This is a genomic window from Streptomyces sp. NPDC058239, assembly GCF_042882185.1.
In the GTDB taxonomy this organism is placed as follows: domain Bacteria; phylum Actinomycetota; class Actinomycetes; order Streptomycetales; family Streptomycetaceae; genus Streptomyces.
Window position 1 is genome coordinate 1 of sequence record NZ_JBHVWS010000104.1, and the last position, 15,616, is coordinate 15,616.

Genomic DNA, 15,616 nt, shown 5'->3' on the forward strand with positions numbered 1-15,616 from the left:
TCTCGTGGGCTGGGTGTTGTGTATAAGACCCAGGGAGAGAGCTGGGACCGCATGCGTCTGGGGGGGGGCCGGCCGGCACCGCCCCTGACTCATGCATCCGCGTACGACGGTGTCAGCCGCCGTTGACCTTCTTCGCGATCCGGTCGCCGAGGTCCTTGTCCACGTTGCGCCAGTACTGCAGCGCCCGCTCCAGGACCGGGGCGCTCACCCCGTCCAGCAGATGGCCGGAAATGTTGGACACCAGCCGGTCACGCGCCGCGTCGTCCAGGACCTTGCGCACCATCGTGCCCGCCTGGCCCCAGTCGTCGTCCTCGCGGTGCAGCTTGTACGCCTCGTGCACCATCTCGCCCGCCGTGGCCCAGCCCGCCGGGTCGCCGTAGCGTTCGGTGTCCGCGGCCGGACCGCCGTACGAGTTCGGTGCGTAGACCGCTCCCGTACGAGCGGGCTCGTACCGCATCGGGCCGTCCTTCGCGTACGAGTTCCGGCCGAACCGCGGACGGTTCGGCGGCAGCTGCGCGTAGTTCGGGCCGATCCGGTACCGGTGGGTGTCCGGGTACGAGAAGAGCCGGCCGAGCAGCATCTTGTCGGGCGACGGACCGATGCCGGGCACCAGGTTCGACGGCTCGAAGGACGCCTGCTCGATGTGGACGAAGAAGTCCTCGGGGTTCTCGTTGAGCGTCATCCGGCCGACTTCGATCTCCGGGTAGTCGCCGTGCGGCCACACCTTCGTGAGGTCGAACGGGTTGAACCGGTAGTCCGGCGCATCGTCGAACGGCATGATCTGGACATACAGCGTCCAGCTCGGGTGATCACCCCGCTTGATCGACTCGAACAGGTCACGGCGGTGGACGTCGCCGTCGATGCCGGCCATCTCGTCGGCCTCGGCCTGAGCGTAGAAGTCGATGCCCTGGTCGGTCTTGAAGCGGTACTTGACCCAGAACCTCTCGCCGCCCGCGTTCACCCACATATAGGTGTGCGAGCTGTAGCCGTTCATGTTGCGGTACGTCTTCGGGATGCCGCGGTCGCCCATCAGCCAGGTGACCATGTGGGCGGACTCGGGGGAGAGGGTCCAGAAGTCCCACTGCATGTCGTGGTCGCGCACCGCGCTGTCCGGGCGGCGCTTCTGCGAGCGGATGAAGTCCTGGAACTTCATCGGGTCGCGCACGAAGAAGATCGGCGTGTTGTTGCCGACCATGTCGTAGTTGCCGTGCTCCGTGTAGAACTTCAGGGCGAACCCACGAGGGTCGCGCCAGGTGTCGGGAGAGCCCTGTTCACCGGCGACCGTGGAGAAGCGGGCGAGCATGGCGGTCTGCTTGCCCGGCTGGAAGAGGTCGGCCTTGGTGAACTGGCTGACGTCGTTGGTCACCTTGAAAATGCCGTAGGCGCCGGAGCCCTTGGCGTGGACCACTCGCTCGGGGACCCGTTCCCGGTTGAACTGGGCCATCTTCTCGATGAGGTAGTGGTCCTGGAGCAGGATCGGACCGTCGGATCCGACAGTGAGCGAGTGTTCATCGCTCTCCACCGGGATTCCGGCGTTGTTCGTGGTGTAGGAGGTGTTCTTGGTCTTCGATTCCTCAGGCACGAGCGTCCTCCCGTCGGTGGGGGTTTCGGTCAGGTCGTCTCGTTCACGACTGAAGTCAACTCCGCCGACAGGAGGTCGGCAACATTTGGCTACCGTCCGTGCAGGGCTCTTGTCCGCCCCCGGCCCGGACCCCCTACTGGCCCCGGGTCGGCATCTCGAACCAGACCACCTTGCCGGTCGAAAGACGCGTGGCCCCCCACCGTCTGGCCAGCCGGTTCACGAGGAACAGACCGCGGCCGCCCTCGTCCATGTCCCTGGCCCGGCGCTGCCGGGGCAGCTGCGGTGCGTCGTCGCCGACCTCGCAGCGCAGGATGTCGGTGCGCAGCAGCCGCAGCGTCACCGGCCGCTCCGCATAGCGCACCGCGTTGGTCACCACCTCGCTGACCAGCAGCTCCACCGAGTCGGAGAGATCGTCGAGTCCCCAACGGCTCAGCGCCCGGCGGGCCAGCCGGCGGGCTCGTCCCGGAGCTGTCTCCTCCGGTTCCAGGTGCCAGTACGCGACGTCACTTGGCGCGATCCCGTCGAACCGGGCGGCCAGCAGCGCGATGTCGTCGTCCCGGTCGCCGGGGCCGAGCATGTCGAGCACGTCGTCGCAGAGGGCCTCCAGCGGCGGCGAATGATCCGGGCCGGTGAGCCGGGCGGTGGCGGCGAGACGCTCGCGCAGCTGCTCGATCCCGGTCCAGACGTCCCGCAGCCGGGACTCCACCAGACCGTCGGTGTAAAGGAGCAGCGTGGCGCCCGCGGGAGCGTCGAGCTCGACGGCCTCGAAGTCCACACCGCCGACGCCGATCGGAGCGCCGGGCGGCACCCGCAGCACCTCCGCACGGCCGCCCAGATGGAGCAGGACGGGCGGCGGATGTCCGGCGTTGGCGATGGTGATGCGGTGCGCGACGGGGTCGTACACCGCGTACAGGCAGGTCGCCATGCGGTCGCTGCCGAGCCGCTGCGCCTGCTCGTCGAGGTGGTGCAGCACCTCCTGCGGCGGCAGGTCGAGCCCGGCGAGGGTCTGCGCGGTGGTGCGCAGCTGCCCCATGATCGCCGCGGACGTCATGGAGTGGCCCATGACGTCACCGACGACCAGGGCGACCCGGCTCCCGGGCAGCGGGATCGCGTCGTACCAGTCGCCGCCGACCCGGGCCGTCTCGGCGGCCGGGAGATAGCGGGAGGCGAGCCGGACGCCGGTCGGCTGCGGCAGCGAGTCGGGCAGCATGGTGCGCTGCAGCTCGTCGGCGATGTACGCCTCGCGTCCGTACAGCACGGCCTTGTCGATGCCGAGCGCGGTGTGCGTCGCCAGCTGGGCGGCGACCAGCAGGTCATTGGCCTCGAAGGGCGGCCGTCCGGTTCCGCGCAGGAAGACGGCGGCGCCGATCACCCGTCGCCGTCCGCGCAGCGGGGCGAGGATCGCACGGTGTCCGGTGGGCACGGTCCGTCCGTTACCGAGCAGCTCGGGCAGCGCGGCGCGGGCCGCTGCGGAGTCCCCGAAGACCGGCCGTACACCGCGCAGCACCTCGGCGAGCGCGCCGCCCGAGCGGACCTCGCACAGCTCGGCGGCCGCGGGCAGATCGCCGTGCGGGTCGATGGCGGGCAGCCGCAGTCGTTCGATCTCCGACGAGGTCCCGGTCTCCTCCTCGTTTAAGCGCAGCCGGTCCGACCGGCGCAGCCGCAGCACGAACGGGGAGACCGGCCGCTCGTCGCCGACCGGGAGCGGGTCGCGGAGGTAGACCAGTATGGCGTCGGAGAACGTCGGCACGCTGGCCCGGCACAGGCCCAGCACGATCTCGTCCAGGTCTATGCCGCGGGCGATCCGCCGGGTGGCGGCCCCCACGAAGCGCAGCCGGTCGCCCTCGCGACGGGCCGCGGCCTGTGGGTCGAGTCCTGCGGGGCCGGGGTTCGCCGCGGAAGCTGCCGGATTCGCTCCCGCGCCCGGCGCCGTGGCCGGGCCGGGGATCGCGGCGGAGGCAGGGGAAGCCGCCGCCGCGGCATCCTGCTGCCGCGGCCGGGTGCGTTCCTGCGACCGGGCGGCAAGAGGCTGCCGGCCTTCGTGGGAGGTGGGATGCTCCGTCACGCGTGGGGTTCCGTCCGTCCGGGCCGGTTGTATGAGGCAATCACCTCGTGGGGCGCTACTGTGCCCCGGCAAGAGCGGCGATAACAACGGCTGTCACCGGATGCCCCCGAACGAGGGGCCGAAACCGGATGCCCCCAGCGTGGTTCGGTGACAACGTTTCCGGCGACAGGGCGGCCGAAAGCGAGCACGTCTCCACCCCCTCGTAGTGGCTCATGCGACTCATACGACTGATGCTGCTCATACAGCTCATGCAGTGCGTGGTGCTCGTGCGATGACTTGCGGTCAGGTCCGGTGCCGCGTCCGCCGGTTGGAGTGGAGCGGCCCTCCGGAGGACGATCCTACGTTTGCCCCCCTGGGGTGCATCAAGGGTCTCACGACGGCATATGCGAGGGGGTACGGTCCCAGTCATCCGGGAGCGCGGGAACCCGCCAGTGCGGATCGGGCCGCCAGTCCTCCCAGCCGTCCCGGAACGGCGCGCCCCAGTCCCGGATCACCTCGACGGCCGCGAGGCCCGCCTCCCGTACCCGCTGCGCGGTCTGCGGGGCCATCAGACCGACCCGCTGAGCCTGTGCGAACTCGTCCTCGTCGCGCCAGACCCAGCTGCGGTCCGGGTAGACGGAGATGTCGAGAAAGTGATCCTCGGAGTCGATGCCGCCGGCCCAGCGGGTGCGCGGTTCCTCCAGGTTCACGTACCAGCTGCGGAACTGCCAGCCGGGCTCCCAGAACAGCCAGACCGACCAGGGTTCACCGGGACGGGCGAGCTTCAGCACTCCGTTGCCCAGCCAGGCCGAGCGGGCGGTGGTGCGCGGGGCGGTGTAGCGGGTGGCGAGCGGCTCGTCGTGCACCTCGGTGCCGTTCGCCAGCACCGGCTTCACACACTCGGTGCCGGGTGCCACCCATACGGCGAGCAGTTCGCCGGTGTCCTGGACGACGGTGACGGGGCGGCAGATGTGGACCGGGCCCTGGGCGTGATCCGGCGTGGGGTCCCGCCGCAGCAGGCCGTTGTCGCGGTAGCGCCACAGGATCTGATCACCCGGCGCCCAGTGCTCGATGTATCCACTACCCGTCATGGGCAGATCTTAGAGGGGCCGGTAATCGGCGGGCGGCGCCACGGCGCTGGGCACGCACACCTGCGGCGTTGTCGCTGCACGCACCCGGCCCCGCTCCTTCTCCCACCCCCGGTTGCCGGCCCCTCTCACAGATGCCGCGGCCCTGTCGCCGCGACGCATGTCACGGGCGGGTCATGCGCAACACGTCCAGCGCCTCGTCGAGCTGCTCCACCGTGAGATCGCCGCGCTCGACATATCCGGAGTCCAGCACCACCTCGCGGATCGTCCTGCGCTCGGCCAGGGACTTCTTGGCGACCTTCGCCGCCTCCTCGTAACCGATGTACTTGTTCAGCGGGGTGACGACGGACGGCGAGGACTCCGCGTACTCCCTGGCCCGCTCCACGTTCGCGGTGATTCCGTCGACCGTACGGTCCGCGAGCAGCCGGGAGACATTGGCCAGCAGCCGCACCGACTCCAGCAGATTCTTCGCGATGACCGGAAGCATCACATTCAGTTCGAAATTGCCCGCCGCGCCCGCGACGGCGACCGTCTGGTCGTTCCCCATCACCTGGGCCGCGACCATCAGAACGGCCTCGGGAATGACCGGATTCACCTTCCCCGGCATGATCGACGAGCCCGGCTGGAGGTCGGGAAGGCTGATCTCGGCCAGACCGGTGCGCGGCCCGGACGCCATCCAGCGCAGATCGTTGGAGATCTTGGTGAGCGAGACGGCGATGGTGCGGAGCTGGCCGGAGGCCTCCACGAGCCCGTCCCGCGCGCCCTGCGCCTCGAAGTGGTCCCTGGCCTCGGTGAGCGGCAGCCCGGTGGCACGGGCGACCTCGGCGATGACGGCGGCGGAGAAGCCGGGCGGGGTGTTGATGCCGGTGCCGACGGCCGTGCCGCCCAGCGGCAGCTCGGCGAGGCGGGGGAGGGAGGCCCGCAGCCGCTCGACGCCGTACCGGATCTGTGCCGCATAACCGCCGAACTCCTGGCCCAGAGTGACGGGCGTGGCGTCCATCAGATGCGTACGCCCCGACTTCACGACCGTCGCGAACTCGGCGGACTTGCGTTCCAGAGCGGCAGCCAGATGGTCCAGCGCCGGGATCAGCTCGCCGGTGACGGCCGCGGTCGCGGCGATGTGGATGGAGGACGGGAAGACGTCGTTGGACGACTGCGAGGCGTTGACGTGGTCGTTGGGGTGGACCTCGCGGCCCAGGCGCTCCGTGGCGAGGGTGGCCACGACCTCATTGGTGTTCATGTTGGACGAGGTGCCGGACCCGGTCTGGAAGACATCGATCGGGAAGTGTGCGTCCCAGCGCCCCTCGGCGACCTCATCGGCGGCCGCCTGGATGGCCAGGGCGATGTCCGGGTCGAGCACCTTCAGCTCGGCGTTCACCTTGGCCGCGGCCGCCTTGATCCGGGCCAGGGCCTCGATGTGGGCCCGCTCCAGGCGCTGGCCGGAGATCGGGAAGTTCTCCACCGCGCGCTGCGTCTGGGCCCGCCACCTGGCGTCCTTCGGCACCCTCACCTCGCCCATCGAATCGTGCTCGATGCGGAAATCCGTGCCGTCCGCGGGGGTCTGTGCGGTGGCCTGTGCGTCGTCCATGGGGTTCAACCTCCTGAAAAAGTTGAGCACTTGTCTTGTTCTGTGTATTCCCAAGTCGCCTACCGACCAGTAAATACCGGGGGTAACCACAACCCGGGGAGGCGCAATGAGGCGCACCAGGCACAGACTTCGCTGTACGGTCGTGGCCGCCGCGGCCATGGCGGCGGCATTGGGCGGCATGGCCGCCGCCGCGGGACCGGCGGGCGCGGCAGACCGGTCCGGTATCACCACTACCGCATCCACCCCCCTGTCGCCCGAACTGGAGGCCATCCGGGCCGCCGAAGCAACCCGGCTGTACGGCGACCCGGCCGAGCGCCCGCTCGCCGACCGCAAGACCGGGCTGATCTCGCTCGGCGACAGCGAGATCTCCGGCGAGGGCGTCGGCACGTACGAGGCGGGCACGAACGGCCCCGACAACTGGTGCCACCGCTCGCCCGACTCGGCCATCCACCGCACCGGGATCCAGGCCGACGTCACGTACAACGTCTCCTGCTCCGGCGCGTACACCGGCAACATCGTGATCGGCGGATCGAAGCAGTACGCCGACGAACTCGTGCAGAGCGACAACCTCGCCATCAAGGCCCGCAACACCCGCATCAAGATGATCGTGCTGGTCGCCGGCGCCAATGACGACCTCCAGTTCGGCCCGGTCATGACGGACTGCGTCGAGCGCTGGGTCCTCCTGCAGGGCGCGTGCCAGTCGAAGTACGAGGGCGGCTGGCAGGCGCGCGTCGACGGACTCGTCCCCAAGGTCGAGAAGACGGTGCGCGATCTGAAGACCGTCATGTCCGACGCCGGATACAACAACAGTGACTACAAGCTCGTGGTCATGGGCTACCCGAGCCCCATCGGCCCGGACTTCTACGACAACCCGAACTTCCCCGGCAAGCTTCCCGGCGGCTGCGCCGGATACGACTCCGACGCCGCCTGGGGCCGTAACGTCGCGGTTCCCGCCTTCGAGCGCGGCATGCGCAGGGCCGCCGCCGACACCGGAGCCGTCTACCTCGACAACTCCCGGCTCTTCCACGGTCACGAGGTCTGCAGCGAGGACACCTGGGCCCGCGGCCTCTACATCGACCTGTCGCACTTCCCGCCGGACTCCAACTCCGTCCGGCAGTCCTTCCACCCGAACGCGCGCGGCCACGCGGCCTTCGCCTCCTGCCTGACCCAGATCTACAACTCGTCCCTGCGCGAGGCGAGCTGCGCAGACCCGGCGAGCACCGGATCGCCGGTCCTGCGGGCCGCGGCGTGGGACGACGTCTTCAAGCCCCTGAAGAACGAGGCCACGGGCACCTGTGTGGACGTCCCCGCCTCGGTGACCCGCAACGGCACCGGGATCGGCGGCTGGGACTGCCACGGCGGCCGCAACCAGGGCTGGTGGTACGACTCCGGCACGAAGAGCATCGTGACGGAGCTGAGCCACGACCGGTGCCTCGATGTGCCGGGCGCCGACTACAAGGCGGGCGCCACGCTCATCGTGTGGAACTGCTCGGGCGCGGCCAACCAGCAGTTCGTCAAGCAGTCGGGCACCTTGCGCCCGGCGGCCTCGACCGGACTGTGCCTGACGCTCGCGTCGGCCAAGGACCCGCTGAAGCTGCAGAGCTGCGACGGCAGTGCGAAGCAGCGGTTCGCGTAGGACCGACCGGCACATGGGGGGTGGGTGAAGGAGCGGGGCGGCCTCGGCCGCCCCGCCTCTCGCCGGTGTGTCAGCCGGACGTCACGAACGCGCCCAGGACGGCCGCCAGATGACCGGGGTCGTCGGCCCCGCACAGCTCGCGCGCCGAGTGCATGGACAGCCCCGGCACGCCCACGTCGACCGTCGAGACACCCAGCCGGGCCGCGGTGAGCGGGCCGATCGACGTGCCGCACGGCATCGCGTTGTTGGAGACGAACGGCTGCCACGGCGCACCCGCCCGCTCGCACGCCGCCGCGAACACCGCCATGCCGGTGCTGTCGGTGGCGTACCGCTGATTGACGTTGACCTTGACCGCGGGGCCGCCGTTGGGCAGCGGATGGTGGCCCGGATCGTGCCGTTCCGCGTAGTTGGGGTGCACCGCGTGCGCCATGTCCGCGGAGATGCAGAAGGCACCGGACAGGGCGCGGGAGAAGTCCTCGGAGCTGCCGCCGCGCGCCGTGACCGAACGGCTGAGGACCCGTTCCAGCAGGGGGCTCTGCGCGCCCGTCTCCGAACCGCTGCCGACCTCCTCGTGGTCGAAGGCCGCCAGGACGGGGATGTACGAGGGACCGTCGTCAGCGGTCGCCGCACCCGCCAGGGCCGTGACGCCCGCATGCACCGACACCAGGTTGTCCAGCCGCGCGGACACCACGAACTCCCGGTCCGCGCCGAGATATCCGGGCGGCTGGATGTCATGGAGCATCAGATCCCAGCCGAGGACGTCGTCCCGGTCCACCTCCCCGGCCGCCGCGACCCGGCGCAGCAGCGAGCCCTCCTCGGGCGCCCCGAGCGCCCACAGCGGGGCGAGATGGCGCTGCCGGTCGAGGGTGAGCCCCTCATTGACCGTACGGTCCAGATGGATGGCCAACTGGGGCACCCGCAACAGCGGTTCGTCGATCTGGACGAGCCGGGACTCGACCCCGCCGCCGGGCCCGCGCAGCGCGAGCCGCCCCGAGACGCCGAGATCGCGGTCGAGCCAGGTGTTCAGCGGAACGCCGCCGTAGATCTCCACGGCGATCTGCCGCCAGCCCGCCGACCCGGTGTCGGGGGCGGGCTTGACCCGCAGATTCGGGGAGTCCGTGTGGGTGCCGACGATCCGGAAGGGGGTGTGCGCGGGGGCGCCCTCGGGGACGTACCAGGCGATCAGGGCACCGCCGCGGGCGACGAAGCTGCCGCCGGTCGTGCCCGTCCAGTCGTCCGTGCCGCGCAGTTCGCGGAAGCCGGCTTTCTCCAGGCGCTGGGCGGCACTCGCCACCGCGTGATACGGGGAAGGGCTGGCCCTGATGAAGGACAGCAGGTCGTCGGCGTGGCTGCGGTGGGGAAGCGGCGTCATACGGCGTCCGCCTTTCCGGTGTTCGACGGTCAGGTGAGGGTGGGCGAGCCCGCGCCGAGCCGCTGGGCGCGGCGCGGTGCGGTGTCCGGGGTATGCGGGGGGTGGCGGCTGTTTCCTGGTTCCCCAGGACTGCTTCCTGATGCCCCGGGTCGGCGGAGCACTGCAGGAACGTCCGACAACCCACCGCAGCGGCCCGGCAAGACGCAAGTCCGCGGCGCGGCCCACTGCGTGAAATCGGCGGTGCCGGACCGGCCGCCCCGGCGCCCGGATCCGAGGTGACCGGGGGCGTACGGGGCCCGTGCCGGGGGCGTCCGGGAAGCTGCGGAGGGCCGCGACACGTGGCACCCCGTTCCCGGGCATCGCCCGTGCCCGCCGGCCACGCACGAGTGCGCCTCAAGATTGGCTGAATTCCGTCGTACGCGAACCCTCACCGCACCTGCCCACCGCGATCGGCACCGGAGCGGGGCACGGGGACGCGATCTCGCCTCCGCGGCCCCGCCACCCTGATCAGGAACACCATGGCGATCACGATGGCCACCCCGTGCGACCAGGCGACGACGGTCAGCGGGCTGTGGCTGTCGAGTGCCGCCGCGACCAGGATCATGCCGACGCCGAACCCGAGATTCTCCACGGTCGCGGAGAGCCCGAACGCATGACCGCGCAGATCGGCGGGGAGCGTCTGCAGATGCGAGGTGTACGAGACCTCGGTGAGCCCGTCGGCCGCCCCCGCGACAAGTGCGATCACGGCGGTCGCCGCCGACGGGAACCCGGCGAACGCCAGAATGAACGCCCCGGACATCAGACACGTGCCGTACCCGAACCCCGGTGCGCCCACCGCCCGGCCGGTGCGCTTGATGTACCGCTGGATCAACTGCTGCGCGACGACGTTCCCCAGCGCCCACAGACACCAGAACGCGCTGACGAACACGGCAGGGTGCGAGGCATCGAGCCCGGCGGAGTAGACAGGCAGCGCGGCGTTGTGGGAGGACGAACCGAAGGCGTCCGCACCCCGCAGCACCACCATCAGACCGAGACCGGGCGCGGCGGCCGACCTGAGGAACGCCCCCGGCATCCGCCGCCGCCCCGTCCCGGTCCCCCGCTTCCCCTCCTGCGTACGTCCGCCGGAATCCCCCTCCGATTCCGGCCGGGCGTCCTTCCCCCTGCCCCCGCCCGCGATCGGCAGCAGGGCCACCGTCACGGCGCAGACCACAAAGGTGGCCATGTCCACCACGAAAGCGGCGGTGTAGCCGACCAGCGAGACCACCACACCCGCCGAAGCGAAACCGGCCACCATGGCCAGCGAACGTCCTGTGATGGAAAGGGAGTTGGCCCACGAGCGCCGCTCGTCGCCGACCATCTCGGGAATGGAGCTGCGCAACGACACCATGAAAAGCGTTCCGCAGGCACCCACCACCACGGAAACGGCCATCAGCGCGGCCGTCCGCATCCCCTCCGGCGCGAAGACCAGCAACAGCATCACCGCCGCCTGCGCCACATTCGTCCACAGCATGAGGCTCTTGGCCGTGAATCGGGCGAGGAGACCGCCGGCAGCGAGTCCGGCGAGAAATCCGGACCCGAGCCGCACGGCCATGAACAGGCCCATCGCGAGCGCTCTGCCCGTCGTCTCGTAGACGAACAGATTGAGCGCCACCATATTCAGGAAGGTGCCGTACGAAGAGAGGGAGTATCCGGCGACGAGGAATCGATAACGGCGCTCGCCGCGCGCCGTGCCGGCCGGATCGATGTCCGGTGCCGGGTCCGGCCGGTCGTCCGCCTGTTCGATGTCGTGCGTCACCGGCCCATACTCACCGAGCGGCCGTGCTCGCCCATGGCCTCCGGATTGCACGAATGTAATCTGCATGGTTGTGAAGGACGATCATTCCGGCCCACGGTCGTGTGATTGCCGCGAATCGTCACCGGACCGCGTATGCGACACGGCCCTCGCGGCCTATCGGCGCGCGCTCACGGAAGGACGACTCCCGGCGGGTGAGGTGCCCGGCTGCCTGACCACCCTGCATCTGATGGTGGAGGACCGTGACTCACCGGGGTACCTGATCCCCGTGCCGCCCGAGACCGCCTCGTTCGACGCACTCGGGCCCATCGAGGAGGCGATAGCCCGTGAGCGTCGCACACTGCGCTCGGCCCGCGCCGCGCTTGCCGTGTTCGAGGGCCTGTACGCCGATGTGCACCGGCTCGAACAGCCCGCCCTCACTCGGCTCTCCGGCGCGGCCGTGATCGGCAAGGCGCTCGACGCGGGCGTCGCGGGCTGCCGCGAGGAGGTCCGCACCGCCCACCCCGGCGGTGGCCGTCCCGCGCACGTACTCGAGGAGTCGCTGCCCCGGGACCTGCGCAATCTGCGGCGGGGCATCCGGCAGCGGACGATCTACCAGCACACCGTCCGCTCGGACCGTGCGACACTCGCCTACATCGAGCGGGTGACCACCGAGGGCGCCGAGGTCAGAACGCTGGCCGAGATCGCCGACCGGATCATCGTCTTCGACCGGGACCTTGCCTTCGTCCCGTACTCCGACGAGCCGCACAGCGCCCTGCGCATCCAGCACCCGTCCCTGGTCCGCTTCCTGGTCCGTCACTTCGACGAAGCCTGGGCCCGCTCGGTGCCGGTCCGCCCGGAGCGCGTACCGCTGCGCACCCCGGTCGTCACCTCCGACCTGCAACGGACCATCCTGCAGGCGGTCGTCGGCGGCGAGACGGACGACTCGATCGCCCGCAGGCTCGGGATGAGCCGCCGCAGCGTCGCCGAGCACGTGCGAAGGGTCTCCGAGCAGCTGGGCAGCAACAGCCGCGCCCAACTCGGCTATCTGGTCGCGACGTCGGGCCTGCTGGAGGGGTGAGGACGGAGGAGTGACAACGGAGGCGTGAGAACGGCCCGCAGGGGCGCCCCGGCCGATGGAATGCGGCCGGAACGCGCCCGCGGGACCGTTCCTGTCGTGCCTCGGCACGCCTCAGCTCATCAGGCGAGACCCGGGCCCCGCACCGGAATGCTGGTGAACGTCGGTGCCGGGGCGGGCTCGGTGAAGAAGTCGTTGCCCTTGTCGTCGACGACGACGAACGCGGGGAAGTCCTCGACCTCGATCTTCCAGACCGCTTCCATGCCGAGCTCCTCGTACTCGACGACCTCGACCTTCTTGATGCAGTCCTGTGCGAGGCGCGCCGCCGGTCCGCCGATCGAGCCGAGGTAGAAGCCGCCGTGCGCGTCGCACGCGTCGGTGACCTGCTTGGACCGGTTGCCCTTGGCGAGCATCACCTTGGAGCCGCCCGCCGCCTGGAACTGCGCGACATAGCTGTCCATGCGGCCGGCCGTCGTCGGGCCGAAGGAGCCGGAGGCGTATCCCTCGGGCGTCTTCGCCGGGCCCGCGTAGTAGACCGGGTGGTCCTTCAGGTACTGCGGCATCTCCTCGCCCGCGTCCAGCCGCTCCTTGATCTTGGCGTGCGCGATGTCGCGGGCCACGACCAGCGGACCGGTCAGCGAGAGCCGGGTCTTGACCGGGTACTTGGTCAGCTCGGCGAGGATCTCGTCCATCGGCCGGTTGAGGTCGATCTTCACGACGTCCCCCGCCTCGTCGAGGTGCTCGTCCGTGGTGTCCGGCAGGAAACGGGCCGGGTCCTTCTCCAGCTGCTCCAGGAAGACACCCTCGGCGGTGATCTTCGCGGTGGCCTGGCGGTCCGCCGAGCACGACACGGCGATCGCGACGGGCAGCGAGGCACCGTGGCGGGGGAGGCGGACGACACGCACGTCGTGGCAGAAGTACTTGCCGCCGAACTGCGCACCGATCCCGATCTTCTGCGTCAGCTCGAAGACCTTCTCCTCCAGCTCCTTGTCCCGGAAGCCGTGACCGGTGGGGGAGCCCTCGGCGGGCAGCTCGTCCAGGTAGTGCGCGGAGGCGTACTTCGCGGTCTTCAGCGCGAACTCGGCCGACGTACCGCCGACGACGATCGCCAGGTGGTACGGCGGGCAGGCGGCCGTGCCCAGCGAACGGATCTTCTCCTCCAGGAACTTCATCATGGAGGCCTCGTTCAGCACGGCCTTCGTCTCCTGGAAGAGGAACGACTTGTTGGCCGAGCCGCCGCCCTTTGCCATGAAGAGGAATTTGTAGGCGCCGCCGTCGGTGGCGTACAGCTCGATCTGCGCGGGCAGATTCGAGCCGGTGTTCTTCTCCTCCCACATGGTGAGCGGAGCCATCTGCGAATAGCGGAGGTTGAGCTTGGTGTACGCGTCGAAGATGCCGTGCGACAGGGCCTCTTCGTCACCGCCCTCGGTGAGTACGTTCTGCCCGCGCTTGCCCATGACGATCGCGGTGCCGGTGTCCTGGCACATCGGCAGGACGCCCGCGGCGGCGATGTTCGCGTTCTTCAGCAGGTCGAGCGCGACGAACTTGTCGTTGGACGACGCCTCGGGGTCGTCCACGATCCGCCGCAGCTGCGCCAGGTGGGTGGGGCGCAGGTAGTGCGAGATGTCGTGCATGGCCTCGGCGGCCAGGGTGCGCAGCGCCTCCGGGGCGACCTTGAGGAACGTACGGCCGTCGGCCTCGAAGGTGGATACACCCTCGGAGGTCACCAGACGATACGGCGTGGTGTCCTCTCCCAGAGGGAGCAGATCGGAGTACGCAAACTCTGGCATTACGGCCATTCCTCACTCGGCAGACAGCGGCTGACCTCCCTTGGGCAGCGCACCCACCAGGGTAGAACGCCGCGCGGACACCGAAGCTGTGAGGTAAGGCTCAGTTCGGCATCCGCGCGAGAGCGACGCGGGGGCGACACGGCGGAGGCGCGGCGGGGGCTAGTCGCGATCTATCGCGTTTGGGTACGCTGGGCCGGTGGACCTCGAAAAGCACCCCCAGCAGCCCGTAGCCCCGGCGGAGCCGGCCGGTATCCGCGCCTCCGACGCGGACCGTGACCGGATCGCGGACATCCTGCGCGAGGCGATGGCCGAGGGCCGGCTCACCGCCGAGGAACACGCCGAGCGGGTCGATGCGGTCTACCGCGCCAAGACCATCGGCGAACTGGAGCCGCTGGTACGGGATCTGCCTGCCCCGGGGGGCGCCTCCCGCGCGGCCGCCGAGCCCGGCTCCTTCGGCCACGAGAGCCCCACGGGCCCGGCCGAGAACCTGGTGGCGATCTTCAGCAGCTCCACCCGCAAGGGCCGTTGGCGGGTCGGCGGCCGTACGAACGCCTTTGCGCTCTTCGGCAGCGTCGAAATCGATCTGACCGAGGCGCTTTTCGGCCAGAGGCTCACGGTGATCAATGCGACCGCCATCTTCGGAAGTGTCGAGATCAAGGTCCCCGAGAACATCTCGCTGCGCGGCAGCGGCACGGGCGTCTTCGGTAATTTCGAAGTCGCCACACTGGAATCCGCGGACCCCGAAGCGCCAGTGGTGGTCGTCAACGGCTATTCGGTGTTCGGCAGCGTCGAGGCGAAGCCCAAGCGCGGGAAGTTCATTGCGGATCTCCAGGACCGGCTGCGCAAATACCTCGGCTAGGACCCGGCTGGGAAGGGCGCGGTCCGTCCTGGTGCGAACTCTTCCGAACTGCTCCGAACTCCTTCGAGAACAAGCCATATTCCTGACCGGTCGCAATTCCGCAGCCCGGAACCAAGTGCCACTCAGTGCATAGGCGTGCGCACAGCGGGTAGGGAGTGCTGCATCGTCTCTCGCTCGCGAAGCCGTCGTCAGGAGTAGACCGTGCTGCAACTGCCGCATCAGCCCCTCCAGGTCGCCGCCGTCCCTCCCCAGCGCACCCCCGCGCGGGAGGACCAGGCCGGCCCCTGGCATTCGGAGGCGGTGTGCCGCCGGGACGAAGCCGGGCTGTTCTTCGCCCCGTCGAAGGAGCCGACTGCTGCCCGACTCGCGCGCGAGGAGTCCGCGAAGCGGGTCTGCGCGCGCTGCCCGGTGATGGTCGAATGCCAGGAACACGCACTCATACAGCCGGAGCCGTACGGGGTGTGGGGCGGCCTCACCGCCGCCGAGCGCCGTGTGGTGCTCGCCCGTCGCAGACGGCGCGAGATGGAGCTCAAGGCATCATCCGCATCCTCCGCCGCGACGGGCCGCATAGCCGCGGCGGGCTGACCGGCCGACGGGTGCCGGGGGTCCGAACCGGTGCCCCGCGTCCGTACCGCGAAGAGGCGCCCCCACCGCACACGGGGGGCGCCTCTTCGCGTTCTGCTCCCCGAACCCTCGGGGACGGGAACTACTTCGCGCGGTCGAAGTCGATCGCGCTGTAGGCACGCAGCTTCGACAGCCGGTGGGTCGAGTCGATCTTCCGGATGGTGCCGGACTTGGACCGCATGAC

The 15,616-nt window shown here is 70.0% G+C and carries 11 protein-coding genes; 4 read left to right on the forward strand and 7 right to left on the reverse strand.

Translation table 11 applies throughout. The features are described from left to right. Positions 1 to 112 precede the first annotated feature (112 nt). The 4 genes from ACFVYE_RS46285 to ACFVYE_RS46300 all read right to left on the reverse strand — a co-directional run bounded on the left by ACFVYE_RS46285 (position 113) and on the right by ACFVYE_RS46300 (position 6,302). The gene (locus ACFVYE_RS46285; RefSeq protein ID WP_389609556.1) at positions 113 to 1,582 is read right to left on the reverse strand and encodes a catalase; all 1,470 of its coding nucleotides are present in this window, start codon (positions 1,580 to 1,582) and stop codon (positions 113 to 115) included. Positions 1,583 to 1,715: 133 nt separating this feature from the next. Then, positions 1,716 to 3,647 carry a SpoIIE family protein phosphatase gene (locus ACFVYE_RS46290; protein ID WP_389609558.1) on the reverse strand — a complete coding sequence of 644 codons (1,932 nt, stop codon included), beginning with the start codon at positions 3,645 to 3,647 and terminating at the stop codon, positions 1,716 to 1,718. Between the two features lie 371 nt (positions 3,648 to 4,018). Beyond that, positions 4,019 to 4,717, reverse strand: a complete 699-nt coding sequence (locus ACFVYE_RS46295; protein ID WP_389609560.1) for a DUF402 domain-containing protein — start codon at positions 4,715 to 4,717, stop codon at positions 4,019 to 4,021. 160 nt (positions 4,718 to 4,877) lie between these two features. Further along, the gene (locus tag ACFVYE_RS46300) at positions 4,878 to 6,302 is read right to left on the reverse strand and encodes a class II fumarate hydratase (RefSeq protein WP_383974822.1); all 1,425 of its coding nucleotides are present in this window, start codon (positions 6,300 to 6,302) and stop codon (positions 4,878 to 4,880) included. Positions 6,303 to 6,408: 106 nt separating this feature from the next. On the opposite strand from ACFVYE_RS46300, the gene ACFVYE_RS46305 reads away from it, so the two are divergent. Next, positions 6,409 to 7,938: a ricin-type beta-trefoil lectin domain protein gene (locus ACFVYE_RS46305; protein ID WP_389609562.1), complete on the forward strand. Its 1,530-nt coding sequence runs from the start codon at positions 6,409 to 6,411 to the stop codon at positions 7,936 to 7,938. A gap of 70 nt (positions 7,939 to 8,008) precedes the next feature. On the opposite strand, the gene ACFVYE_RS46310 is transcribed toward ACFVYE_RS46305, so the two are convergent. Both ACFVYE_RS46310 and ACFVYE_RS46315 read right to left on the reverse strand, forming a co-directional pair. After that, positions 8,009 to 9,310: a M18 family aminopeptidase gene (locus ACFVYE_RS46310; RefSeq protein ID WP_383974816.1), complete on the reverse strand. Its 1,302-nt coding sequence runs from the start codon at positions 9,308 to 9,310 to the stop codon at positions 8,009 to 8,011. A gap of 427 nt (positions 9,311 to 9,737) precedes the next feature. Beyond that, entirely contained in the window at positions 9,738 to 11,105 is a 1,368-nt protein-coding gene (locus ACFVYE_RS46315; RefSeq protein ID WP_383974813.1) for an MFS transporter, read from the reverse strand. Between the two features lie 70 nt (positions 11,106 to 11,175). Here ACFVYE_RS46315 and ACFVYE_RS46320 point away from each other — a divergent pair, with 70 nt between their 5' ends. Continuing rightward, positions 11,176 to 12,162 (forward strand): LuxR C-terminal-related transcriptional regulator, encoded by a 987-nt coding sequence (locus ACFVYE_RS46320; protein ID WP_383974833.1) that lies wholly within the window; start codon positions 11,176 to 11,178, stop codon positions 12,160 to 12,162. Positions 12,163 to 12,281: 119 nt separating this feature from the next. On the opposite strand, the gene ACFVYE_RS46325 is transcribed toward ACFVYE_RS46320, so the two are convergent. Then, positions 12,282 to 13,949 (reverse strand): fumarate hydratase, encoded by a 1,668-nt coding sequence (locus ACFVYE_RS46325; RefSeq protein WP_383974810.1) that lies wholly within the window; start codon positions 13,947 to 13,949, stop codon positions 12,282 to 12,284. Positions 13,950 to 14,145: 196 nt separating this feature from the next. Between ACFVYE_RS46325 and ACFVYE_RS46330 the strand changes: the two genes are divergently transcribed. After that, positions 14,146 to 14,808, forward strand: coding sequence for a DUF1707 domain-containing protein (locus ACFVYE_RS46330; protein WP_383974807.1), 663 nt, complete (start codon positions 14,146 to 14,148; stop codon positions 14,806 to 14,808). A 201-nt stretch (positions 14,809 to 15,009) separates the two neighbouring features. Further along, a complete protein-coding gene (locus ACFVYE_RS46335) occupies positions 15,010 to 15,393 on the forward strand; it encodes a WhiB family transcriptional regulator (protein WP_383974803.1) in 384 nt (127 codons plus the stop codon). The last annotated feature ends 223 nt before the right edge of the window (positions 15,394 to 15,616 follow it).

What these genes read in the sequence shown, in the direction of transcription:
- ACFVYE_RS46295 (WP_389609560.1), bottom strand. Translation starts at nt 4,717, where the DNA reads ATGACGGGTAGTGGATACATCGAGCACTGGGCGCCGGGTGATCAGATC.
- ACFVYE_RS46300 (WP_383974822.1), bottom strand. Translation starts at nt 6,302, where the DNA reads ATGGACGACGCACAGGCCACCGCACAGACCCCCGCGGACGGCACGGAT.
- ACFVYE_RS46305 (WP_389609562.1), top strand. Translation starts at nt 6,409, where the DNA reads ATGAGGCGCACCAGGCACAGACTTCGCTGTACGGTCGTGGCCGCCGCG.
- ACFVYE_RS46310 (WP_383974816.1), bottom strand. Translation starts at nt 9,310, where the DNA reads ATGACGCCGCTTCCCCACCGCAGCCACGCCGACGACCTGCTGTCCTTC.
- ACFVYE_RS46325 (WP_383974810.1), bottom strand. Translation starts at nt 13,949, where the DNA reads ATGCCAGAGTTTGCGTACTCCGATCTGCTCCCTCTGGGAGAGGACACC.